General features: G+C 74.4%; 19 protein-coding genes and 1 pseudogene. 11 read left to right on the top strand and 9 right to left on the bottom strand.

The features are described from left to right. Window position 1: 1 nt before the first annotated feature. Window positions 2-724, bottom strand: coding sequence for a bifunctional DNA primase/polymerase (locus ACIBW6_RS23610; RefSeq protein ID WP_399062689.1), 723 nt, complete (start codon window positions 722-724; stop codon window positions 2-4). A gap of 138 nt (window positions 725-862) precedes the next feature. On the opposite strand from ACIBW6_RS23610, the gene ACIBW6_RS23605 reads away from it, so the two are divergent. Further along, on the top strand, window positions 863-1,714 hold the full coding sequence (locus tag ACIBW6_RS23605; protein ID WP_399062687.1) for a glycerophosphodiester phosphodiesterase: 852 nt from the start codon (window positions 863-865) through the stop codon (window positions 1,712-1,714). Here ACIBW6_RS23605 and ACIBW6_RS23600 read toward each other — a convergent pair. Further along, window positions 1,698-2,357 (bottom strand): TetR/AcrR family transcriptional regulator, encoded by a 660-nt coding sequence (locus ACIBW6_RS23600; RefSeq protein WP_399062685.1) that lies wholly within the window; start codon window positions 2,355-2,357, stop codon window positions 1,698-1,700. The genes ACIBW6_RS23605 and ACIBW6_RS23600 overlap by 17 nt on opposite strands. A gap of 145 nt (window positions 2,358-2,502) precedes the next feature. Between ACIBW6_RS23600 and ACIBW6_RS23595 the strand changes: the two genes are divergently transcribed. Together ACIBW6_RS23595 and ddaH are read left to right on the top strand one after the other, a co-directional pair. Beyond that, window positions 2,503-2,697: a DUF6243 family protein gene (locus tag ACIBW6_RS23595; RefSeq protein ID WP_399062683.1), complete on the top strand. Its 195-nt coding sequence runs from the start codon at window positions 2,503-2,505 to the stop codon at window positions 2,695-2,697. Between the two features lie 96 nt (window positions 2,698-2,793). Further along, the gene (gene ddaH, locus ACIBW6_RS23590; RefSeq protein WP_399062681.1) at window positions 2,794-3,633 is read left to right on the top strand and encodes a dimethylargininase; all 840 of its coding nucleotides are present in this window, start codon (window positions 2,794-2,796) and stop codon (window positions 3,631-3,633) included. Between the two features lie 385 nt (window positions 3,634-4,018). Here ddaH and ACIBW6_RS23585 read toward each other — a convergent pair whose 3' ends face one another. The 3 genes from ACIBW6_RS23585 to ACIBW6_RS23575 are packed head-to-tail and all read right to left on the bottom strand — an operon-like array spanning window position 4,019 to window position 7,540. Next, window positions 4,019-5,059 (bottom strand): small ribosomal subunit Rsm22 family protein, encoded by a 1,041-nt coding sequence (locus ACIBW6_RS23585; RefSeq protein WP_399062679.1) that lies wholly within the window; start codon window positions 5,057-5,059, stop codon window positions 4,019-4,021. Window positions 5,060-5,075: 16 nt separating this feature from the next. Then, entirely contained in the window at window positions 5,076-6,257 is a 1,182-nt protein-coding gene (locus tag ACIBW6_RS23580; RefSeq protein WP_399062677.1) for a serine hydrolase domain-containing protein, read from the bottom strand. Then, a complete protein-coding gene (locus ACIBW6_RS23575) occupies window positions 6,212-7,540 on the bottom strand; it encodes a multidrug effflux MFS transporter (RefSeq protein WP_399062675.1) in 1,329 nt (442 codons plus the stop codon). The genes ACIBW6_RS23580 and ACIBW6_RS23575 overlap by 46 nt, the downstream gene beginning before the upstream one ends. Window positions 7,541-7,642: 102 nt before the next feature. On the opposite strand from ACIBW6_RS23575, the gene ACIBW6_RS23570 reads away from it, so the two are divergent. Beyond that, a complete protein-coding gene (locus tag ACIBW6_RS23570) occupies window positions 7,643-8,641 on the top strand; it encodes a Gfo/Idh/MocA family protein (RefSeq protein WP_399062673.1) in 999 nt (332 codons plus the stop codon). 390 nt (window positions 8,642-9,031) lie between these two features. Here the strand turns inward: ACIBW6_RS23570 and ACIBW6_RS23565 are convergent, their stop codons facing one another. Then, window positions 9,032-10,663, bottom strand: a complete 1,632-nt coding sequence (locus ACIBW6_RS23565; protein WP_399062671.1) for an alkaline phosphatase D family protein — start codon at window positions 10,661-10,663, stop codon at window positions 9,032-9,034. Between the two features lie 144 nt (window positions 10,664-10,807). Here ACIBW6_RS23565 and ACIBW6_RS23560 point away from each other — a divergent pair, with 144 nt between their 5' ends. From ACIBW6_RS23560 to ACIBW6_RS23550, 3 genes are all read left to right on the top strand, one after another. Next, window positions 10,808-11,575, top strand: a complete 768-nt coding sequence (locus tag ACIBW6_RS23560; RefSeq protein WP_399062669.1) for an SDR family oxidoreductase — start codon at window positions 10,808-10,810, stop codon at window positions 11,573-11,575. 140 nt (window positions 11,576-11,715) lie between these two features. Further along, a complete protein-coding gene (locus ACIBW6_RS23555) occupies window positions 11,716-12,180 on the top strand; it encodes a lamin tail domain-containing protein (protein ID WP_399062667.1) in 465 nt (154 codons plus the stop codon). 106 nt (window positions 12,181-12,286) lie between these two features. Then, window positions 12,287-13,147, top strand: coding sequence for a PhzF family phenazine biosynthesis protein (locus ACIBW6_RS23550; RefSeq protein ID WP_399062665.1), 861 nt, complete (start codon window positions 12,287-12,289; stop codon window positions 13,145-13,147). Between the two features lie 32 nt (window positions 13,148-13,179). Here ACIBW6_RS23550 and ACIBW6_RS23545 read toward each other — a convergent pair whose 3' ends face one another. After that, complete coding sequence (locus tag ACIBW6_RS23545) at window positions 13,180-13,503, bottom strand: nuclear transport factor 2 family protein (protein WP_399062663.1); 324 nt, start codon at window positions 13,501-13,503, stop codon at window positions 13,180-13,182. A 90-nt stretch (window positions 13,504-13,593) separates the two neighbouring features. Between ACIBW6_RS23545 and ACIBW6_RS23540 the strand changes: the two genes are divergently transcribed. The 3 genes from ACIBW6_RS23540 to ACIBW6_RS23530 all read left to right on the top strand — a co-directional run bounded on the left by ACIBW6_RS23540 (window position 13,594) and on the right by ACIBW6_RS23530 (window position 15,577). Beyond that, window positions 13,594-14,190, top strand: a complete 597-nt coding sequence (locus ACIBW6_RS23540; protein WP_399062661.1) for a DoxX family protein — start codon at window positions 13,594-13,596, stop codon at window positions 14,188-14,190. A gap of 49 nt (window positions 14,191-14,239) precedes the next feature. Continuing rightward, on the top strand, window positions 14,240-14,593 hold the full coding sequence (locus ACIBW6_RS23535; RefSeq protein WP_399062659.1) for a MazG-like family protein: 354 nt from the start codon (window positions 14,240-14,242) through the stop codon (window positions 14,591-14,593). A gap of 78 nt (window positions 14,594-14,671) precedes the next feature. Further along, window positions 14,672-15,577, top strand: coding sequence for a glycosyltransferase family 2 protein (locus ACIBW6_RS23530; protein ID WP_399062657.1), 906 nt, complete (start codon window positions 14,672-14,674; stop codon window positions 15,575-15,577). Between the two features lie 308 nt (window positions 15,578-15,885). Here ACIBW6_RS23530 and ACIBW6_RS23525 read toward each other — a convergent pair. Both ACIBW6_RS23525 and ACIBW6_RS23520 read right to left on the bottom strand, forming a co-directional pair. Then, window positions 15,886-17,486, bottom strand: a pseudogene (locus ACIBW6_RS23525) (HtaA domain-containing protein). Between the two features lie 122 nt (window positions 17,487-17,608). Next, window positions 17,609-19,057, bottom strand: a complete 1,449-nt coding sequence (locus ACIBW6_RS23520) for an HtaA domain-containing protein (RefSeq protein ID WP_399062655.1) — start codon at window positions 19,055-19,057, stop codon at window positions 17,609-17,611. A gap of 127 nt (window positions 19,058-19,184) precedes the next feature. Between ACIBW6_RS23520 and ACIBW6_RS23515 the strand changes: the two genes are divergently transcribed. Continuing rightward, window positions 19,185-20,219 carry a hemin ABC transporter substrate-binding protein gene (locus tag ACIBW6_RS23515; protein WP_399062653.1) on the top strand — a complete coding sequence of 345 codons (1,035 nt, stop codon included), beginning with the start codon at window positions 19,185-19,187 and terminating at the stop codon, window positions 20,217-20,219. The last annotated feature ends 1 nt before the right edge of the window (window position 20,220 follow it).

Genomic DNA, 20,220 nt, shown 5'->3' with positions numbered 1-20,220 from the left:
GCTACGGCCACGCCGACGTGTAGTCCGGCTCCGCTCCCGCGTGCCGGGCGCAGGCGTCGGTGAGCGTCTCCAGGAGGGTCAGCGGGTCCGGGAGCGGGTGCTCGGGGCCGCGCAGCCAGCGCACCGAGCGGTCCGCGGGCAGCCGCGCCGGCGGGACCAGTACGTACGAACCGCGGCAGTGCCAGCGCATGCCGGGGTGCTCGTCCATCGTCTCGGGGTGGCAGTCCAGCTCGCAGGGCCACCACTCGTCCTCGTCCTCGGGCGTCCCGCGGGTCGCCGTGAAGAAGAGCATGCGGTCGCCGCCGGACTCGGCGACGGGGCCGACGTCGATGCCCCGCGACAGCAGCCGCTCCAGCGCCTCCTGGCCGGCGTCGAGGGGGACGTCCAGGACGTCGTGGACCATGCCGGTCGCCGTGATGAAGTTGGCCGCCGGCTGGTGGCGGGCCCAGCGCTCGATCTGCGCGCGGTCCGTCGTGGACTGGGTCTGCCAGGCGAAGGAGACGGGGTGCCGGCCGGGGGTCGGACAGCCGATGCGGTTGCAGGAACAGCGGTAGTCGGCGGGGTGGGCGGCCGGGGCGAGCGGCAGTCCGGCGCCGGCGGCGGCCAGGAGCAGGGACTCGCGGTCCTCGTCGGCCGGGGTCTCCCTGGGGCCTCTGGCCGACTTCAGCCACTGGGCGAACCGGCCCAGACCCGAGCGTGCGCTGTCGCCGTGCTCCGCGCCCATCTATCCCCTCACCACACCATCGCCGTGCCGGGTGCCGGTTGAGCCCCGGACCACCATGGTCCCACCATCCCGCTTCTGGAGGGGCCACTGGGTGTCATTGCCCTATTTGCACGGGTTTGCGGACTTACCGTGTGGGCCATGGCCCTTCTTGCCGCCCGGACCGTGCCGGTCGTCGGATTCGCCGGTGCCCTCTCCCTGACCGTGCTGGCCTTCGCACCCCCGCTCACGGGCGGCGGCGCCCCGCTCTCCGTGGCGGCCCTGCCCCGCATCGTGTACACCGCGCACCGCGGCGGCGCACTGGAGGTGCCGGAGAACACGATGGCGGGGCTGACGGCGGCCTTCGCGCGAGGCACCGCGCAGATCCTCGACTTCGACACGCGGATGCTGCGCGACGGCACGCTCGTGGTCATGCACGATCCGACCCTGGACCGTACGACCTACGCGCGCGGGCCGGTCGGCGCGCTGGACCGGGCGCGGTGGCAGAGGGTGCGGGTGCGGCCCGACGGCGCGCTGCCCGGCGTGTGGCTGCCGGAGCGGCCGCCGACGGTCGCGGAGGTGCTCGACCGGTTCGGCGGCCGGAGCGTGCTGATACTGGAGGCCAAGGACCCGCCGAGCCTCGCCGGCCTTGCCCGGCTGATCCGGGCCCGCGACCTGACCGGCTCGGTGCTGGTGAACTCCAACAGCCCGGCCGTCGCGCGGCGCGCGCACCGGCTCGGCCTGATCACCCAGCTGTGGCGCTCCGCGCGGCAGATGAGGACCGACCGGCCCGCGCTGTGGGCCGCGTACGTCGACGTCCTGGACATGGATCACGCGGCGCGCGACACCGATCTGCTGCGGGCGGTGCACTCGGGGGTGCCGCGCGTGTGGGCGCACACCGTGAACACGCCGCGCGAGCGCGACCGGGTGCTGCGGCTCGGCTGCGACGGGGTGATCACGAACGCGCCGGGGCTGCTCGCGGCCGTCCCCCGGGGCGCTACGGGCGCGGGGTGATGCCGTACAGGGCGTACTCGACGATCCGGTCCGCGTACGCGTGGTCGAGCGGGCCCGTCTCCTGGAGCCACCGCTGGGCGAGCGGTCCGGAGAACAGGTCGCGGGCGGTCTCGGGGTCGACGTCCGCGCGGACCTGCCCGGCGTCCTGGGCGGCGCGCAGCCGGGCGGCGTAGAGGTCGAGCCCCGGCATGAGGAGCTTGGCGACGAACTCGCGGGCGAACTCGCGGCTGGCAACCCCCTCGGCGGCGAGGGCGCGGGCCGGGGCGTCGAAGCGCGGGTCGAGGAGCTCGTCGACGGTGGCGCGCAGCACCGCCTTGAGGTCGGCCTCCAGGTCGCCGCTGTCGGGCAGGCCCACGGGGTCGAGCGGGACGTCCGGGTGGTCGGCGGCGGCGGCCCGCTGGTTCTGCTCGTTGAGGTCGATGAAGGCCTCCATGAGCACCTGCGCCTTCGATCCCCACCAGCGGTAGATCGTCTGCTTGCCGACGCCTGCGCGGGCGGCGATGCCCTCGATGGTCGTCCGGGGGTAGCCGATCTCACCGACCAGGGCGAGGGCGGCGTCGTAGATGGCGCGGCGCGAGCGCTCGCTGCGGCGGGCGGAGTCGGGGGGCGTCTTCTTGGGGGCGCGCGGGGGCGTGGTGGACATGGTTCGAATGTAGCAGCGAGCGAGGCGAGACGTCCCGTCTCGTAATGCCTTGACAAGACGAACCGTCTCGTTCACAGTAGAACCCGTCAGCACGGCGAGACGATACGTCTCGCCGGAGTGGGTGACCGAGGTGGAGGAGTACGTCATGACCCGAGGTGGAGCAGGCGGCATGCTGGGCGTCGGCGGGACCCGTCGCACCCTCTCCCGGACCGCGCTGCGCGGCGGCCGCCGCGGTGGCGGCCAGGTGGGCGGGGGCGCCGATCCGGTCGCGCAGAAGCGGGCGTTGTTGCGGGAGTTGCGGGAGTCGCGAGAGGGGCGTGGTAGCAGCGGCGCGTCGTGACCGCGCGCCGTGAACCACCCGTTCGGTTCACATCCCCGGGGGCTCCTCCGACCGCACCATGGGCGCACCAGTCCCTGCGGTTGTGAGGAGCCCTCATTGCGTAAGCCGTGCCCCGGGAGTTCCGCCGGACGTCGCGCCACACCCCGGCGCTATCTCATGTGCCCACCGGCACACTTCAAGGTCACCTACTCGATCAATCCGTGGATGGACCCGGCGAAACCCGTCGACGTCCCCCTCGCGCTCGCGCAGTGGGAGGACCTGCGCGACCGGTACCGCGCCCTCGGCCACACCGTGGAGGTGCTCGCGCCCCGGCCCGGCCTGCCCGACATGGTCTACGCGGCCAACGGGGCGACCGTCGTCGACGGCCGGGTCCTCGGGGCGCGCTTCGCCCACCCGCAGCGGGAGGCGGAGGCCGCCGCCCATCTGGAGTGGTTCCGGGCCCACGGCTACGCGGACGTGCACGAGCCCGTCCATGTGAACGAGGGGGAGGGGGACTTCGCCGTCACCACCTCGTACGTGCTCGCGGGGCGCGGGTTCCGGGCGTCGCCGCTGTCGCACGGGGAGGCCCAGGAGGTCTTCGGGCGGCCGGTGATCGGGCTCGACCTGGTCGACCCCCGCTTCTACCACCTGGACACGGCGCTCGCCGTCCTGGACGACCGGGCGGACGACGTCATGTACTACCCCGGCGCGTTCTCGTCCGGCAGCCGGGACGTGCTGCGCCGGCTCTTTCCCGACGCGCTGGTCGCGGAGGAGGCGGACGCGGTCGCCTTCGGCCTGAACTCGGTCTCGGACGGCCTGCACGTGCTGGTCCCGCAGGGGGCCGTCGGGTTGTTCGGGCCGCTCCGGGAGCGGGGGTACGTGCCGGTCGCGATGGACCTGTCCGAGCTGCTGAAAGGGGGCGGGAGCGTGAAGTGCTGCACGCTCGAACTCCGCTGAACCTCTGACGGGCCCGTCATGGGTGCCGCGGGGGCGTGTGCTTGCCCCTGGGCGCGGGCCCGTCCAAGTTGCCGCGCCGGCGCCGTGGGGGCGTGTGCCTGCCCTTCGGTGCCGGCGCGTCGTGGTTGCTCGCGCAGTTCCCCGCGCCCCTGAAGGTGCGCACTCCGTGCGCGACCTTCATCGGGGAAGGCTGCGCGCAGCGCATGCCTTCAGGGGCGCGGGGAACTGCGCGAGAAGCCCCACCGGGCCCGCGGCCACCACACACCCGCCACCCGAAACGGCGCCCCATTCAGGGGCGCGGGGAACGGCGCGAGAAGCCCCACCGGACCCGCGGTCGGACGCGACGCGGCACCGCACCGCAGCCCCGGGCACCGCAAACCCCCCGTCACCCCCGCGGCAGCAAGCGCCACGGATCGCCCCACCCCGCATCCCGCGCCTCCCTGTACGCGGAGCCGTGTTTCTTCGTCACCGTCGTCCGCGTGAGGGCGACCTCCGGCCCGCACAGGTCGAGCAGGACCTGACCCTTGCGGATCTGGGGGCGCCGGACGATCCGGGACGGCGCGGGCGCGGGCCGGAAGCGGGTCGCGGCGACGTAGGAGAACTTCTCGTCCTCGTACGCCAGCGAGCCGCCCTTGACCTTGCGGTGCAGGGAGGAGCGGCTGACCCGCGCCGCGAAGTGGCACCAGTCCTCGCCGGGGACGATCGGGCAGGCCGCGCTGTGCGGGCAGGGCGCCGCGATGCGCAGGCCCGCGGCGATCAGCCGGTCGCGGGCCTCGATGACCCGGGCGTACCCGTCGGGGGTGCCGGGCTCGATGACGACGACGGTCTCCGTGGCGGCCTCGGCCGCGGCGTCGACGACCGCCGCGCGGTCGGCCTCCGTCAGCTCCTTCAGGACGTAGGAGATCGTCACCAGGCCGGTGGCGCCGAGGGCCGGGCCGGTGCCGATGCGCGCGCGCTCCCAGCGGACCGAGTCGCGCAACGCGCCGTCCGCCGCGGCGAGTTCGCGGCCGAGCTCCAGCGCCGGCTGCGACCAGTCGAGGACCGTCGTCGGGCGCGGCCGGGGCCACACCGCGCGGGCCGCCCAGACCGCCGCGCCGGTGCCGCCGCCGATGTCCAGGTGGCCGTCCGGCGTCCAGCCGTCGGGCGCGGCGGCGGCCAGGCCGGCCAGGGCCGCGGCGACCGCCTCGAACGTGGCGGGCATCCGGTACGCCGCGTACGCCGCGACGTCCGACCGGTCGCGCAGGATCGGCGCGTCGGTCGGGGTGGTGCCCCGGTAGTTCGCGATGAGCCGGTCCACGGCGCGGGCCGCCTGCGTGGGCGGCAGCCCGTCGAGCAGCCCGGCGAGCGCCCCGCGGAGCGTCTCGGCGGGCTCGGCGGACGCGGCGGCGGGGGGCGAAGGGTCGTTCGGGGCGTTCACCCGGAGCATTTTAGGCGGCTGCGGATCAGGAGCCGGGCGGGCCCGTGACCGCGCGGGCCAGCCGGGTCGCCGCGGCCGCGCGCGGCACGTTGTCGGCGCGGCGGCGGCGCGGGTGCACCGTGGTGGCCAGCAGCACCAGGAACGTGTCGGTGGCCGGGTCCAGGACCAGGGACGTGCCGGTGAACCCGGTGTGCCCGGCCGCCCCCGCGCCGGCCAGCTCGCCCATGAACCACGGCTGGTCGATCCGGAAGCCGAGGCCGGGCGCCGTCAGCATCAGGTCGACGAAGTCGGGGCCGAGGATGCGGGCGGTGCCGTACGAGCCGCCGTTGAGCAGGGTCCGGCAGAGCACCGCCAGGTCGTACGCGGTGGAGAAGAGCCCCGCGTGGCCCGCGACGCCGCCCAGCGCCCAGGCGTTCTCGTCGTGCACCTCGCCGCGCAGCATGCCGCGGTCGGCCTTGGCCCAGGGCCGGCGCTGGTCCTCGGTGGCGGCGGCGTCGGGCCGGGGCCCGTAGGAGGTGGCGGTCATGCCGAGCGGCCGGGTGATGCCCTCGCGGACGAGCACATCGATGGGGCGGCCGGTCAGGCGGTGCAGGAGGTGCTGGAGCAGCAGCATGTTCAGATCGGAGTAGACGTACTCCCCCGGCTTCGACGACGGCGCCTCGGCGCGCAGCAGGGCCAGCCGGGAGGCCGCGTCCGGGGCCGCGTACAGCGGCAGTTCCGGGCGCAGGCCCGAGGTGTGGGTGAGCAGCCCGCGGACGGTGATGCCGTGCTCGGCCGCGGCCGTGAAGTCGGGGAGGTACGCGCCGACCCGGGCGTCGATGCCGAGCGTGCCGCGCTCGATCTGCTGCACGGCGGCGATCGTGGTGAACAGCTTGGTGAGGGAGGCGAGGTCGAAGGGGGTGTCGGCGGCCATGGGGACGCGGGCGGCGACCGGCAGCCCGGCGCCGCGGCCGGCGCTCTCGTCGTAGGCGGCGTACCGCACCGCCCAGCCGCTGGCGTCCTGCGCGGCGATCACCGGGCCGCGCCCGGCGAGCAGCACGGCGCCCGCGCACCACGGGCGCGGGCCGTCGCTGAGCAGGCGCACGTCCTCGACAAGCCGGGCGATCTGCCCGGCGTCCAGGCCGGCCCGCTCGGGGGTGCCGTACCGCAGTCGTGGGGAGCTCAGCGCTCCGTCACCTCCCTCGTCGTCCTGGCGGCGTGCTGCCACGGGCGGCACAGTGCCAGGAAGGCGAGGGCCGCCGCCAGACCGCAGGCGAGCTGCACCAGGGCCATCGGCACCGCCGTGTGCTCGCCCGCGATGCCGACCAGCGGCGAGGCGACCGCGCCGATCAGGAAGGAGGAGGTGCCGAGCAGGGCGGACGCGGAGCCGGCGGCGTGCGGGGTGCGCAGCAGCGCCAGCGCGTTCGTGTTGGGGGTGGCGAGGCCCATCGAGGCCATCAGGACGAAGAGCCCGGCGGCGACGGGGACGATGCCGAGTCTCTCCGGGTCGCCGAACGCGCCGGTGGCGACCAGCAGCAGGAACGCGGCGGACAGCACGATCAGGGTCAGCCCGGCGCCGAGGACCTTGTCGAGGCTGACGCGGCCGACGAGGACCTTGCCGTTGAGCTGGCCGACGGCGATCAGGCCGACCGAGTTGAGCCCGAAGAGCAGGCTGAAGGTCTGCGGCGAGGCCCCGTAGATCTCCTGGATGACGAACGGCGAGGCGCTGATGTACGCGAACAGCGCGGCGAAGGCGAAGCCGCCCGCGACCATGTAGCCGGTGAAGACGCGGTCGGCGAGCAGGGAGCGCATGGTGCGCAGCGCCTCGACGGTGCCGCCGGAGTGGCGCCGTGCGGGCGGCAGCGTCTCGGGCAGGAACCTGCCGACGATCGCGGTGAGCGCGATGCCGACGACGGTGAGCACGACGAAGACGCCGCGCCAGTCGGTGACGCGCAGGACCTGGCCGCCGATGAGGGGCGCGACGATCGGGGCGACACCGGAGATCAGCATGAGGGTGGAGAAGAAGCGGGCCATCGCGACGCCGTCGTAGAGGTCGCGCACGACGGCGCGGGCGATCACGATGCCGGCCGCGCCCGCCAGGCCCTGGAGCAGCCGGAAGGCGACGAGCAGCGCGGCGTTCGGCGCGAGGGCGCAGATCGCGGTGGCGACGACGTAGACGAGCAGGCCGGCCATGAGCGGTCTGCGCCGCCCCCACTTGTCGCTCATCGGGCCGACCACGAGCTGGCCGAGCGCCATGCCGGTCAGGCACGCGGTGAGGGTGAGCTGGGCGGTGGCCGCGGAGGTGTGCAGGGCGCCGGTGACCTCGGGCAGCGCCGGGAGGTACATGTCCATGGACAGCGGCGGCACCGCGGTCAGGCCGCCGAGCACCAGGGTGACGAGGGCGCCGGTGCGAACGGCCGCCGCGGGTACGGGCGTTGGGCTTCCCGGCCCGGTGACCTGGGCGAGTGGCGCCGCTTGCGTGGTACTCCCCGTACGTTCGCTCTCCGCCATCCCGTCGCCCCTCGTTCCCTTTCGTCTCTCCCGGCCGCACGTGCGATTACCTATGCTCTCAGCTCGGCGGAGCGACCGGGACCAAGGACTGAGGCGGCAGGGATGGCAGCGGAGCGCGTGCGGTGGGGGATTCTCGCGACGGGAGGCATCGCGGCGTCGTTCACGGCGGCGCTGCTGGACCTGCCGGACGCCGAGGTGGTGGCGGTCGGTTCGCGGACCGCCACGGCGGCGAAGGGGTTCGCGGAACGGTTCGGCATCGAGCGGGCCTACGGCGACTGGGCCTCGCTCGCCGCGGACGACTCCCTGGACGTGGTGTACGTGGCCACACCGCACGCCGCGCACCGGGAGGCGGCCGGGCTCTGCCTGGAGGCGGGGCGCGCGGTGCTGTGCGAGAAGGCGTTCACGCTGAACGCGCGCGAGGCCGGGGAACTGGTGACGCTCGCGCGCTCGCGCGGCCTCTTCCTGATGGAGGCCATGTGGATGTACTGCAACCCGCTCGTGCGGCGGCTGAAGGCGCTCGTCGACGACGGCGCGATCGGTGAGGTGCGCACCGTGCAGGCCGACTTCGGCCTGGCCGGGCCCTTCCCGCCCGCGCACCGGCTGCGGGACCCGGCCCAGGGCGGCGGCGCGACCCTGGACCTGGGGGTCTACCCGGTGTCGTTCGCGCACCTGCTGCTCGGAGAGCCGGCGGAGGTGACCGCGCGGGCGATGCTCTCCGAGGAGGGCGTGGACCTGCAGACCGGGATGCTGCTGTCCTGGGCGGGCGGGGCGCAGGCCGTGCTGCACTGTGCGATCAATTCGGGTACGGGGGTGACGGCCTCGGTGACGGGGTCCGCGGGGCGGATCGACGTGCCCGCCGGGTTCTTCTATCCGGAGCGGTTCGTGCTGCACCGGGACGGGCGCGACCCCGAGGAGTTCGTGGCCGCGCCGGAGGACGGGCCGCGGGATTCGCTCCGGCACGAGGCGGTCGAGGTGATGCGGAGGGTGCGGGCGGGGGACACGGAGTCCGCGCTGGTGCCGCTGGATTCTTCGGTGGCGGTCATGCGCACGCTGGACGCTGTGCGCTCGGCGGTGGGGGTCCGCTACCCCGGCGAACTCTGAGCGGGTAGTCCCGCGCGCCCCTTGGTAGTTCGCCGTCCACCGGCCGGTGGGGGCTGGTCGCGCAGTTCCCCGCGCCCCCGAGATGCGCACTTCGTGCGCCATCTCATCGCCCCCGGGGCTGCGGCGAAGCCGCAAGCCTCCAGGGGCGCGGGGAACGGCGCGAGAAGCCCCACCGGAGCCGCAGAAGAAAACAGGGCGCACGCAGTGCGCCTTCAGGGGCGCGGGGAACGGCGCGAGAAGCCCCACCGGAGCCGCGGACGAAGACCGGGCGCACGCAGCACGCCCTCAGGGGCGCGGGGAACTGCGCGACCGGCCCCCACCGGCCCGCGGGTGAACGGGCGGCGTCGGTGACCGGCCAGGGAGGACGCAGCACCCCGGGCACGAGATCCGCTAAGCCGGCCGCAGCCCCTGCTCCCCCACCCGCGTGACAAAGGACGCCGCCGTCGTCAACGGCGCCCCTGGCACGCTCACGGCGGACACCGTCTTGAAGTCGGCCCGCGCCTCCTCCCGCCCGAGCCCCACGGTGACGTACCCCCGCCGCCCGTCGTAGAACTTCATGTGCGGGTTGGCCCGCGTGTACGTCTCCCAGGTGGCCGGCTTCTCCGCCCCGTCCTTGCCGGAGGCGATGGACGTGGCGACGATCTCCGTGCCGAGGGTCCGCGACCCCGGATCGGCGAAGTCCTCCTTGATGTCGTAGGCGTAGGCGACATGCACGTCACCGGTGAGGACCATGAGGTTCTCGACGCGGGCCGCCTTCGCCCCGGCGAGCACCCGCGCCCGCGAGGCCCGGTACCCGTCCCACGCGTCCATGGACAGCTTCGCGTTCGCGGTCAGGTCGAGCTTGCGCTCGGAGAAGTTGACCTGCTGCGGCACGACGTTCCACAGCGCGTGCGAGCGGCGCCAGCCGTCGATGAGCCAGCGCTCCTGCGTCGCCCCGGTGATGGTGCGCGCCGGATCGTCCGACTCGGGGCCCGGCGCGTGGGCGGTGTCCCCGTAGGCCTGGTTGGAGCGGTACTGCCGGGTGTCGAGGATGTCGAACTGGGCGAGGCGGCCCCAGTCGAGCCGGCGGTAGAGCTGGGCGTCGGGCCCGGTGGGCAGCTGGGGGCGGCGCAGCGGCTGGTTCTCCCAGTACGCGCGGTACGCGGAGGCGCGGCGCAGCAGGAACTCGGCCGGCGGGTCGTCGTTCTCGGAGATGTCGTCGGCGTAGTTGTTCTCGGTCTCGTGGTCGTCCCAGGTGACGACGAAGGGGTGCGCGGCGTGCGCGGCCCGCAGGTCCGGGTCGGACTTGTAGAGCGCGTAGCGCAGCCGGTAGTCCTCCAGGGTGACCGTCTCGCGATTGAAGACGTCGGGCAGGACGCGGTCGGTGTACTTGCGGTTGCCGCCCGCGGAGTTGACGGCGTACTCGTAGAGGTAGTCGCCGAGGTGGAAGACGACGTCGACGTCGTCCTGGGCGAGGTGCTTGTACGCGGTGAAGTAGCCGTCGTGGTACGCCTGGCAGGAGACGGCGGCCAGGCTCAGCCGCGCGACGCGGTCGCCGGCGGCCGGTGCGGTGCGGGTGCGGCCCGTCTCGCTGACCCAGCCGCCGACGCGGAAGCGGTAGTAGTAGACGCGGCCCGGCGCGAGGTGCTCGACCTCGACGTGGACCGAGTGGTCGAACTCGGGGTGCGCGGTGGCGGTGCCCCGCCGGGCGACGCGCCGGAAGCGCTCGTCGTGGGCGAGTTCCCATCGCACGTCGACGCGCTGGGCGGGCAGCCCGCCGCCGGCCTCGTACGGTTTGGGGGCGAGCCGGGTCCACAGCAGCACGGAGCCGGGCTGCGGGTCACCGGAGGCGACGCCCAGGGTGAACGGGTCGGCGGTGATCTTGCGGGCGTCCAGCTCGGCGGCGGCCGCCGCGCCCGCGGCGGGCAGATTCACGCTGAAGGCGAGCGCCGAGGCCGCGCCCGCGACCGTGAGGAAGCGGCGGCGGCCCAAGTGCTGAGCGGCTACGCGGAGTTCGGGTGCGTGCTGCGGTGTGCGAGGCATGGAGCCCCTCCCCTGACTGCTGCTGTCGTCTGCCGTCAGGGGAATTGCAGTGGGCCGGGACGACGCTCGACTGTCGCGTACACAACAGCCACATGGCGGATCGGTGATCTCCGGGTGGCACCACCGCCCGTACGCTGCGGCCCCATGGACGATCAGCGAACCGCAGAGACGAGAACCGCCGTGGTCACCGGCGCCGGCTCCGGCATCGGCCGGGCCGTCGCCCTGGAGCTGCTGCGCGCCGGCTGGCGCGTGGCCCTGGCCGGCCGCCGCACCGAGACCCTGGAGGAGACGGCGGCGCTCGCCCCGGACACCGGCTCCCTCGCCGTGCGCACCGACGTGTCGGACCCGCGGGACGTGGCGCGCCTCTTCGCCGCCGTGACCGACCGGTTCGGCCGGCTCGACCTGCTCTTCAACAACGCGGGCACCTTCGGGCCCGGCGGGGTGCCCGTCGAGGAGCTGGCGTACGACGCGTGGCGGCACGTCGTCGACACCAACCTGAACGGGGCGTTCCTCTGCGCCCAGGCGGCGTTCCGGCAGATGAAGGAGCAGGACCCGATCGGCGGCCGGATCATCAACAACGGGTCGATCTCCGCGCAGACCCCGCGCCCGCACTCGATCGCGTACACGGCGACGAAGCACGCCCTCACCGGCCTGACCAAGTCGCTCTCTCTGGACGGCCGTCCGTACCGCATCGCCTGCGGGCAGATCGACATCGGCAACGCGGCGACCGACATGACCGCGCGCATGCAGTCCGGGATCTTGCAGGCCAACGGGGAGCTGGCGGCGGAGCCCGTGATGGACGTGGCGGACGTGGCGCGCACGGTGCGGCACATGGCCGAGCTGCCGCTGGAGGCCAATGTGCAGTTCGCGACGGTTCTGGCGACGAACATGCCCTTCGTCGGCCGGGGTTGAGCGGTTCGGTACCGCTTTCCGAACCGGGTGCTTGAGATGTAAATCTCCACAAGCGGAATTTCGCCAACCGACCTATGACCGGGCGCTGCGACCCGTATGCTCAGCTCCTCTCCACGAGAACTTCACATTTGGAGTGCACTTTGCGCATACGTTCCGCAGCCCCGGCCGCCCTCGTCGCGGCGGCCCTCGCGGGCCCGCTGCTCGCCGTGGCCCCGGCCTCCGCCGCCGCGCACCAGAGCGGGCTGCACCTCGGTTACATCCAGTACGACAGCCCCGGCTCGGACAACCGCAGCAACGGCTCGCTGAACGGGGAGTGGGTGAACATCCACAACAACTCCCGCTCCGCCGTCCAGCTCAAGGGCTACAAGCTGAAGGACAACACCGGCTACACGTACACCTTTGGCAGCTACAAGATCGGCGCGGGCAAGACGGTCAAGGTCCGTACCGGCAAGGGCGCGAACGCCGCGGGCGTGCGGTACTGGGGCCGCGGCTCGTACGTCTGGAACAACACCGGCGACAAGGCCCGGCTGATCAAGCCGAGCGGCGCCCAGCTCGACTCCTGCTCCTGGAGCCGGCTCGGCTCCGGCGGCGTCAGCTGCCACTGAGCACCACCCACCGGACCATCGCGAGGGGGGAGGGAGAGGGCGCCTGCGGAGGGGACGGGCGCCCTCTTCCACCGATCGCTCCCCCGGCGCGGGCGCGGTTGCTTGGATGGTCCCCATGACAGACGACGTGCTGCGCTACACCGCCTTCGCCACGACGCCCGCCGGGGGCAACCCGGCCGGGGTCGTGCTCGACGCCTCCGCCCTCGACGACGACGCGATGCTCAAGATCGCCGCCGGCCTGGGCTACAGCGAATCCGCCTTCGTGACCCCGGGACCGGACCCGCGCGACGCGCGGACGCGGAACCTGCGCTTCTTCAGCCCGAAGGCCGAGGTGTCGTTCTGCGGCCACGCCACCGTCGCCACGGCCGTCGCCCTCGCCGAGCGGCACGGCACCGGCGACTACCTCTTCCACACGCAGGCCGGCGAGGTCCCCGTCACCGTGGACCGGGGCGACGGCGTGCTGCGGGCGACCCTCACGAGCGTCGCGCCGCACGTCGAGGACGTGACCGGCGACGACCTCACGGAGGCGCTGGCCGCGCTCGACTGGCCGGCCGCCGACCTCGACCCGGCGCTGCCGCCGCGCATCGCCTACGCCGGCGCCCGCCACCTCGTCCTGGCGGCGGCCACCCGCGGCCGCCTCGCCGACCTCGCCTACGACTTCGAGCGGCTCGCCGCGCTGATGCACCGGCTGGAACTGACCACGGTCCAACTGGTGTGGCGGGAGAGCGACTTCGTCTTCCACGTGCGCGACCCGTTCCCGGTGGGAGGCGTCGTCGAGGACCCCGCCACGGGTGCGGCCGCCGCGGCCTTCGGCGCGTACCTGCGCACGCTCGGCCTAGTCCCCCGGACCGCCGAACTCACCCTCCACCAGGGCACCGACCTGGGCCGCCCCGGCGAGCTGACGGTGACACTGCGGGAGGGCGACGCGCGGGTGCGGGTGTCGGGGGCAGCGGTACCGATCCCCTAGCCAGGGGCTGCCGGGGGGCAACGACCGCGCGTTCAGGCCTGGCCGGTCTCGAAGCGGGTGATCTTGCCGTCCGTCACGTCGAACGTCCACGCGGTGCGCATCTCACCCCACGTGTCGTTGCTGTACCGGGCGACGAGGGAGCGGCCGCCGGCCTTCTCCTTCTCGATCTCCATGTGGCCGTGCGAGTCGAAGATCTCGCGGGCCGTCCATTCGGCGAGGTCCCGCTCGGAGCCGTCGTCGGCCATGGTCGCGTCCGGCGCGAGCGCGGCGCGGAAGGCCTCTTCGTCGTGGGCGTTGAGCGCCGTGACGAAGGCGCGGACGGCCGGGTCGCTGAGCTTTGCGGTCTGCATGGGCATGCGGCCAGGCTCGCACCGGGGCCCGGGACCCGCCACCCGAATGGGCCCGCGCGCGAGGTGCGCGGGCTCGCGCTGCCGGACGGTGGGGGCATGACCTGCACACGTTCACGCATCTCCCGCTCCCGCCGACCCTCCCGTACGGGCTGCCGCTCCCGCCGCGACGTGGGCCTGCTCGCGCTGCGCCTGGGCACCGGCGGGGTGCTCGCCGCGCACGGCGCGCAGAAGCTGCTGGGCTGGTTCGGCGGGGGCGGCGTCTCCGGCACGGCCGCCGCCATGGACGCCATGGGGTACGCCCCCGCCAAGGCCAGCGCCCTCGCGGCCGGGCTCGGCGAGGCGGGCGGCGGCGCGCTCCTCGCGCTCGGTCTCGCCACCCCGCTCGGCGGCGCGGCGGCCGCCGGGACGATGGCGGGCGCGGCCGCCGTGCACGCCCCGAACGGCTTCTTCGCGATGGAGGGCGGCTACGAGTACCCGGCCTTCCTCGGCTTCGTCGCGGCGGGCCTCGCGGTGACCGGCGCGGGCCGCTACTCCCTCGACCACGCCCTGGGCCACGTGCTCGACCGGCACTGGATGGTGCCGGCGGCGCTGGTGGGGGCCGCGGCGGCGACGCTGGCCGTGGTGGGTTCGCGCACCAAGCGGGTACGGGAGGCGGAGCCCGCCGCCGATCCCGCCGCCGAGCCTTCCGCGTAGTACGCGGCGTCCTCCTGCGCGGGGCCGTAGGGCCGTAGGCTCGTCCGTCGTGACGCGGACGACGACGAACGACGACGAACTGTGGGCCACCATCGACCGGTTGCGCGCCTGGCTGGACGAGAACAACCAGCGGCCCGCCCAAGAGGCCCTGCTCCTGCGGATGCTGAAGCTCTCGGAGGAGGTGGGCGAGGCCGCGCAGGCGGTCATCGGCGCCGTCGGGCAGAACCCGCGCAAGGGCGTCAGCCACACCTGGCAGGACGTCGAGTCGGAGCTGTGCGACGTGGTCGTCACGGCGCTCGTCGCCCTCGGCACCCTCACCCCGGACGCCCGCGGGGCCCTCGCCGCGCACCTGGCGAAGCTGGCGGAGCGCTCGCTCGGACCCGCGCCGGGCGCGGAGGCCTGAGGCCCCGGCGAGGGGCCGGACCGCCCCACCGCCGACGCCGTGCCGGGGCTCATCAGGTGAACGGCTACCATCGCCGCCATGACAGACAGGCGCCCGACCACCGAACTCCCCCGCATCGGCGTGGCCATCGTCACCATGGGCAACCGGCCCAAGGACGTCGACGCGCTGCTGGAGTCGGTGGCCAAGCAGGACGCCCCGCCGGCCCGCGTCGTCATGATCGGCAACGGCACGCCGCTGCCCGCCTTCACCGGCCTGCCCTTCGAGGTCACGACCGTCGAACTGGACGACAACCTCGGCTGCCCCGGCGGCCGGAACGTGGCGCTCGCCCGGCTGCGCGAGTTCGGCGACGTGGACGTGGCCGTCGAACTCGACGACGACGGGCTCCTCGTCGACGCCGACGTCTTCGCCACGATCCAGCGCCTCTACGCGGCCGACCCGCGCCTGGGCGTCGTCGGGTTCCGCATCGCCGACGAACTCGGCGAGACGCAGCGCCGCCACGTGCCGCGGCTGCGGGCGAAGGACCCGATGCGGCGCGGCCCGGTGACCGCGTTCCTCGGCGGCGCCCACGCCTTCTCGATGGAGATGCTCGCCGAGACCGGTGACTGGCCCGCCGACTTCTTCTTCACCCACGAGGAGACCGACCTCGCCTGGCGCGCGCTCGACGCCGGCTGGAAGGTCCTGTACGAGCCGTCGCTGCTGCTCCAGCACCCGCGGACGTCTCCGGCGCGGCACGCGGTCTACTACCGGATGACCGCCCGCAACCGCGTCTGGCTGGCCCGCCGCCGCCTTCCGCTCCCGCTGGTCCCGCTGTACCTGGGCACGTGGACGCTGCTGACCCTGGCGCGGACCCGCTCCCTCGGCGGCCTGCGGGCCTGGGCGGGCGGCTTCGTGGAAGGCGTGCGCGCCCCGGCCGGGGAACGGCGCCCGATGCGCTGGCGCACCGTGTGGCACATGACCCGCCTCGGCCGCCCGCCCCTGATCTGACGGACGGCCGTACGGCAGCGGTGCAGTACGTGCGGGCGGGGGGCGCGGCACAGCGCACCCGGGTGACCGTGCGACCGCGGCTTCCTGCGCCTAGGTGGTGGCCGGGCGCCCGTGACTCCCGGAGCCTAGGCGGCCGGGCGCCCGTGCCTCCCGGAGCCTAGGCGGCCGGGCGCCCGTGACTCCCTGCGCCCAGGCGACCGTACGACCGCGACTCCCTGCGCCCAGGTGGCCGTGCGCCCGTGACTCCCTGCGCCCAGAAGACCGTATGGCCGCGACTCAGCGCACCCAGGCCGCCGCCCGGACAGAGGTCACCTCGTCCGCGGGTGGCGCCTCCGGACGGCGAAGACCGTGCCCGCGCCCGCCGCGACGACCAGCGCGGCGGCCGCGGCGAGCGGGCCGGCCGGGACGTCGGCGCCGGTCGAGGCGAGGGCGCCCGTACCGCCGGTGGTCGAGCCGGTGCCGGTGGAGCCGGTGGTGCCGGCCGCGGCCTGCGACGTCCCCCCGGTGGTGCCGCTGCCGTTACCGTTGGCGCTGCCGCCGCCGTTCGCCGGAAGCGTCGCGTCCGCGTCGAGGGAGACGGCCACGTCGACGGGGTCGAGCGCGGCCCCGGCCTGGTAGAACCCGCCGAACGCCTTGGCGCCGCCCGCGGTGAGAGTGGCGGCGGCGCCGTCGAGCGTGACGACGTCGCCCTTCGCGTCCAGGTCGCCGGAGCCGACCTTGAGGGTGGCCACGGTCAGGTCCGCGTACGTGGCGACCTCGCCGGTCTCCTGGTTCTTGCTGGAGACGTCGGCGACGAGCTTGCCGCTGCCGCCCGCCGCCGTCACGCGCAGATCGCTGAACTTCAGGTCGAGCGCGTACGTCCCGCCCTCCTGGTGGCCGAGGAAGCGGACGGCGCCCGCGAACTTCGCGTCCAGGGACTTCGCGTCGGCGTCGTAGCTGCCGCTCGCGTCGCCGAAGCGGTACCCCGAACCGTTCCCGGCCGCGCCGCCGCTCAGTTCGACCTTGCCCTTGGCGATCGGGCCGGTGATGTACGTACGGAAGGACTCCTTGACGCCCCAGTCCAGGTTGCCGTCGGCGAGGGCGCCGGGGGCGGCGCTCCCGGACGGGGAGGCGACGGGCTTCGGTGTCGCCGGGGCGGTGGTGGCGGGCCTGCCCGTGGGAGTGGTGGTCGGCTTCGCGGTGGCCGGCGCCGTGGTGGGCGGCTTCGTGGAGGGGTCGGGATCCGGATCCGGGTCCGGGTCCGGGTCCGGGGAGGGCGCGACGGCGGTCACCGTCAGCGTCGCCGGGTCGAGGGCGGTGCCCGCCGCGTACATGCCGTTGAACGCCTGGGCGCCGTCGGCCGTCAGGGTCGCCGGGATGTCCTTGAAGGTCATCGCGCCGCCCGCGCCCTGGCCGGGCCGGACGGCGGAGAGGTCGAGGGTGGCGAACTCGATGTCGTCGCGGACCGTGCCGTTGACGGAGACGTCGGCGTCGATGTGCCCGGTGGTGCCGGTGGTCACCACCTTGACGTCGCTGATGGCGATGGAGAACCGGTGGGCCGTGGAGACGAACCGCAGGGCGCCGTCGAAGGCGGTGTCGGTGCCGTGCGTCGCCGTGTCGTACGTGCCGGTGCCGCCGGTGAAGGTGAAGACGCCGTTGCCGGCGGCCTGCGTCGCCCCGGCGCCGCCTCGATCTTCCCGGCGGCGATCCCCGTGACGTACGTGCGGAACGACTCCTTGACGCCCCAGTCGAGCGTGCCATTCTTCAACTCGATGGCGGGCGCCTTCCCGGCGGCGGAAGCGTTCCCGGCGCCGGCGTTCCCGGCGGCGGACGCGTTCCCGGCGGCGGACGCGGGCAGGGCGAGGGCGCCCGCTCCGAGCGCGACGGCGGTCGCGGCGGCGAGGGCCACGGGGTGTCTGACGAGGGACATGCGATCTCCTACAACTCACGGGACAGGGGCGGTCGGCGCCCTTGCAGGGGCAGGGCGCGGGGAACTGCGCGGGCGACCACGGAGGCGCGACGCCCGGCAGCGAAAAGGTCTGAGGCGGACGCCTATCCGGCGGCGGAACCCCGCCGGCGGCTACGGACGACGAAGAGAAGGGCGGCCGCGGCGACGAGCAGCACCCCGGCACCGGCGATCCCGGCGACCGCTCCCCCGGACAGACCCGAACTCCGCCCGGACTCCGCCGACTCGGCGGCGACGGCGCTCGGGCCGGATCGGGGACCCGGCTCCGCCGGACCGCCCGGACCGCCCGGCCCGACCGAACCGGCCGACGCCGAGCTGCCGAGATCCGGCAGCGCGGGCAGCACCGCGTCCGCGTCGAGGGCGACGGCCAGCGAGACGGGGTCCATCGCGGCCCCCTTCTGGTACATGCCGCCGAACGCCCTCGCCCCGGCGGCGGTGAGCACGGCCGGCGCCTCGTCGACCCGCACGAGGCCGTCCTTCGCCGCGAGGGACTTCACGGTGAAGGTGACGAGCGGGGTGTCCTTGGCGGTCTTGTGGCCGCGGGTCACATCGGCGCGCAGGGTGCCCGTGCCGCCGGCGACGGTGACGGCCGGGTCGGCGAGCGTCAGTTCGAGCCCGTGCGCCCCGGTGAACCGCACGGACCCGGTGAACGCGCCGTCCAGGCTCTGCTTCTTCCGGTCGTACGTGCCCTTCCCCTTCGGGAAGCGGAACAGCGCGCCCCCGTCCTGCGCCCCGTCGCCGAGTCTCCACGTGCCCCGGGCGATGTCCCCGGTGACGTACTCGCGGAAGGTGCGGCGCACGCCCCAGTCGACGGCGCCGCCCCGGAACGCGCCGGAGGGGTCCTGCCGCTCCTTCTCGCCCTTGGATCCGGCCTTCTTCGTGGCGGAGGACGAGGGCTTCGCGGCCGGCCGCGGCGCGACGTCGGCGGACAGGCTCACCGGGTCGAGCGGGGTCCCGGCGGTGTAGTACCCGGCGAAGGACCGGGCGCCCTGAGCGGTGAGGGAGGCGGGGAGGTTGTTCAGGGTGACGGTGTTCCCGTCGCCCTTCATGTCGATCCCGCCGAGGGAGAGGGAGGCGAAGGGCACCTGACGGGACGACGTGACCGCCCCGGTGCCCTTCGCCTTGCTGACGACATCGACGTACAGCGTCCCCGCTCCGCCCGCGACGCGGACGGTGGGACGGCTGAGCGTCATGTCGAGTTCGTGGCTCCCGTCGCTCCTGCGGTGCCCGACGAAGTGCACGCCGCCGGAGAACGAGGCGGTGAAGGCGCCCGTCGCCCCGTCGTAGCCGCCGGTCGCGGAGTGGAAGCGGAACTGGCTCGCGCCGACGGTCGCCGCGCCGCCCGTCAGGGAGTAACTCCCCTGGGCGATGGGGCCGGTGACGTAGCTCTGGAAGGACGCCTTCAGACCCCAGTCGAGGCGGCCGCCCTGCACGGTGCGGGGCGCGGCGTGCGCGCCGGTGGCCGGGAGCAGCGCTCCGAGCAGCGCGGTGAACAGGGTGACGGCGAGGACGCGTATCCGGGCGCGTCGGGACATGGCGGTTCCTCCGGGGTACGTCACCAGACCCTGGCGACTTAGGTAAGGCTAACCTAAACTACCCTTGCTTCCGCCGACAGCCCCAGCCCCTTTCGCATCCCTCCCCTCACGACAGGACGGTCCCCGCGTGCCTCCGCCAGCCGCCCCCACCCGCGCTTCCCGACGAACGGGCGTGCCGCTCACCGCCTGCGCCCTGCTCCTCGCGGTGGCCGCCACCGCCTGCGGGGGCGGTGCCACCGCCACCCCGCACCCCGCGGCGCGGGCCGCCGCCACGGCGAACCGCCTGGAACCCCTCGCGACGCCCCGTCCGAAGCTGCCCGCCACCGTCACCTCGGCGGACGGCCGCAAGGTGACGGTCCGGCGGGCCGGGCGGATCGTGCCGCTCTCCGGCAGCCTCAGCGAGATCGTGTTCACGCTCGGGCTCGGCGCGGACGTGGTCGCCCGCGACATCACCGCCACCTTCGACCAGGCCGGGAAGCTGCCGGTCGTCACCCGCAACCACGACGTGTCCGCCGAGAGCGTGCTCTCGCTCCGGCCGGACCTGGTGCTCGCCGAGAAGACGACGGGCCCCGCCGAAGCCGTCCGGCAGATCCGCGACGCGGGCGTCCCCGTGGTCGTACTGGACCCGGCCCAGGGCCTCGCCGACGTCGGCCCCCGCATCCAGGCGGTCGCGGACACGCTCGGAGTCCCCGCCGCGGGAAGGGAGTTGACGCACCGTTCGGAGCAGCGCATCGCCGCTGTGCAGAAGACCGTCCCGCGCCCGGCCGACGGCAGGAAACCGCGCGTCGCCTTCCTCTACGTCCGCGGCTCGGCCTCCGTCTACCTCATCGGCGGCGCGAAGTCCGGCGCCACGTCGCTGCTCGAAGCGGCCGGGGCGGTGGACGCGGGCGCCGCGTCGGGGCTGCGGACGGACTTCCGGGCCATCACCAGCGAGGCGCTCGCCCAGGCCGCGCCCGACGCGATCCTCGTCATGACCAAGGGCCTCGACTCCGTCGGCGGCGTCGACGGCCTCGTCAGGATCCCGGGCGTCGCCGAGACCCCGGCGGGCGTCGACCGCCGCGTCGTCTCCGTCGAGGACGGCGTCCTGCTCAACTACGGCCCGCGCACCGACCAGGTCCTGCGCTCCCTCGTGGACCAGCTCTACGGCACGGGCGGTGCCTGAC

Source organism: Streptomyces sp. NPDC049813 (assembly GCF_044465085.1).
Classification (GTDB): domain Bacteria; phylum Actinomycetota; class Actinomycetes; order Streptomycetales; family Streptomycetaceae; genus Streptomyces.
The sequence above is the reverse complement of the archived record's forward strand: the minus strand, read 5'-3'. Positions and strand labels throughout refer to the sequence as shown.

What these genes read in the sequence shown, in the direction of transcription:
- ACIBW6_RS23585 (WP_399062679.1), bottom strand. Translation starts at nt 5,059, where the DNA reads ATGCTCCGGGTGAACGCCCCGAACGACCCTTCGCCCCCCGCCGCCGCG.
- ACIBW6_RS23600 (WP_399062685.1), bottom strand. Translation starts at nt 2,357, where the DNA reads ATGTCCACCACGCCCCCGCGCGCCCCCAAGAAGACGCCCCCCGACTCC.
- ACIBW6_RS23565 (WP_399062671.1), bottom strand. Translation starts at nt 10,663, where the DNA reads ATGCCTCGCACACCGCAGCACGCACCCGAACTCCGCGTAGCCGCTCAG.
- ACIBW6_RS23560 (WP_399062669.1), top strand. Translation starts at nt 10,808, where the DNA reads ATGGACGATCAGCGAACCGCAGAGACGAGAACCGCCGTGGTCACCGGC.
- ACIBW6_RS23545 (WP_399062663.1), bottom strand. Translation starts at nt 13,503, where the DNA reads ATGCCCATGCAGACCGCAAAGCTCAGCGACCCGGCCGTCCGCGCCTTC.
- ACIBW6_RS23550 (WP_399062665.1), top strand. Translation starts at nt 12,287, where the DNA reads ATGGTCCCCATGACAGACGACGTGCTGCGCTACACCGCCTTCGCCACG.
- ACIBW6_RS23540 (WP_399062661.1), top strand. Translation starts at nt 13,594, where the DNA reads ATGACCTGCACACGTTCACGCATCTCCCGCTCCCGCCGACCCTCCCGT.
- ACIBW6_RS23610 (WP_399062689.1), bottom strand. Translation starts at nt 724, where the DNA reads ATGGGCGCGGAGCACGGCGACAGCGCACGCTCGGGTCTGGGCCGGTTC.
- ACIBW6_RS23530 (WP_399062657.1), top strand. Translation starts at nt 14,672, where the DNA reads ATGACAGACAGGCGCCCGACCACCGAACTCCCCCGCATCGGCGTGGCC.
- ACIBW6_RS23520 (WP_399062655.1), bottom strand. Translation starts at nt 19,057, where the DNA reads ATGTCCCGACGCGCCCGGATACGCGTCCTCGCCGTCACCCTGTTCACC.
- ACIBW6_RS23575 (WP_399062675.1), bottom strand. Translation starts at nt 7,540, where the DNA reads ATGGCGGAGAGCGAACGTACGGGGAGTACCACGCAAGCGGCGCCACTC.
- ACIBW6_RS23605 (WP_399062687.1), top strand. Translation starts at nt 863, where the DNA reads ATGGCCCTTCTTGCCGCCCGGACCGTGCCGGTCGTCGGATTCGCCGGT.
- ACIBW6_RS23570 (WP_399062673.1), top strand. Translation starts at nt 7,643, where the DNA reads ATGGCAGCGGAGCGCGTGCGGTGGGGGATTCTCGCGACGGGAGGCATC.
- ACIBW6_RS23595 (WP_399062683.1), top strand. Translation starts at nt 2,503, where the DNA reads ATGACCCGAGGTGGAGCAGGCGGCATGCTGGGCGTCGGCGGGACCCGT.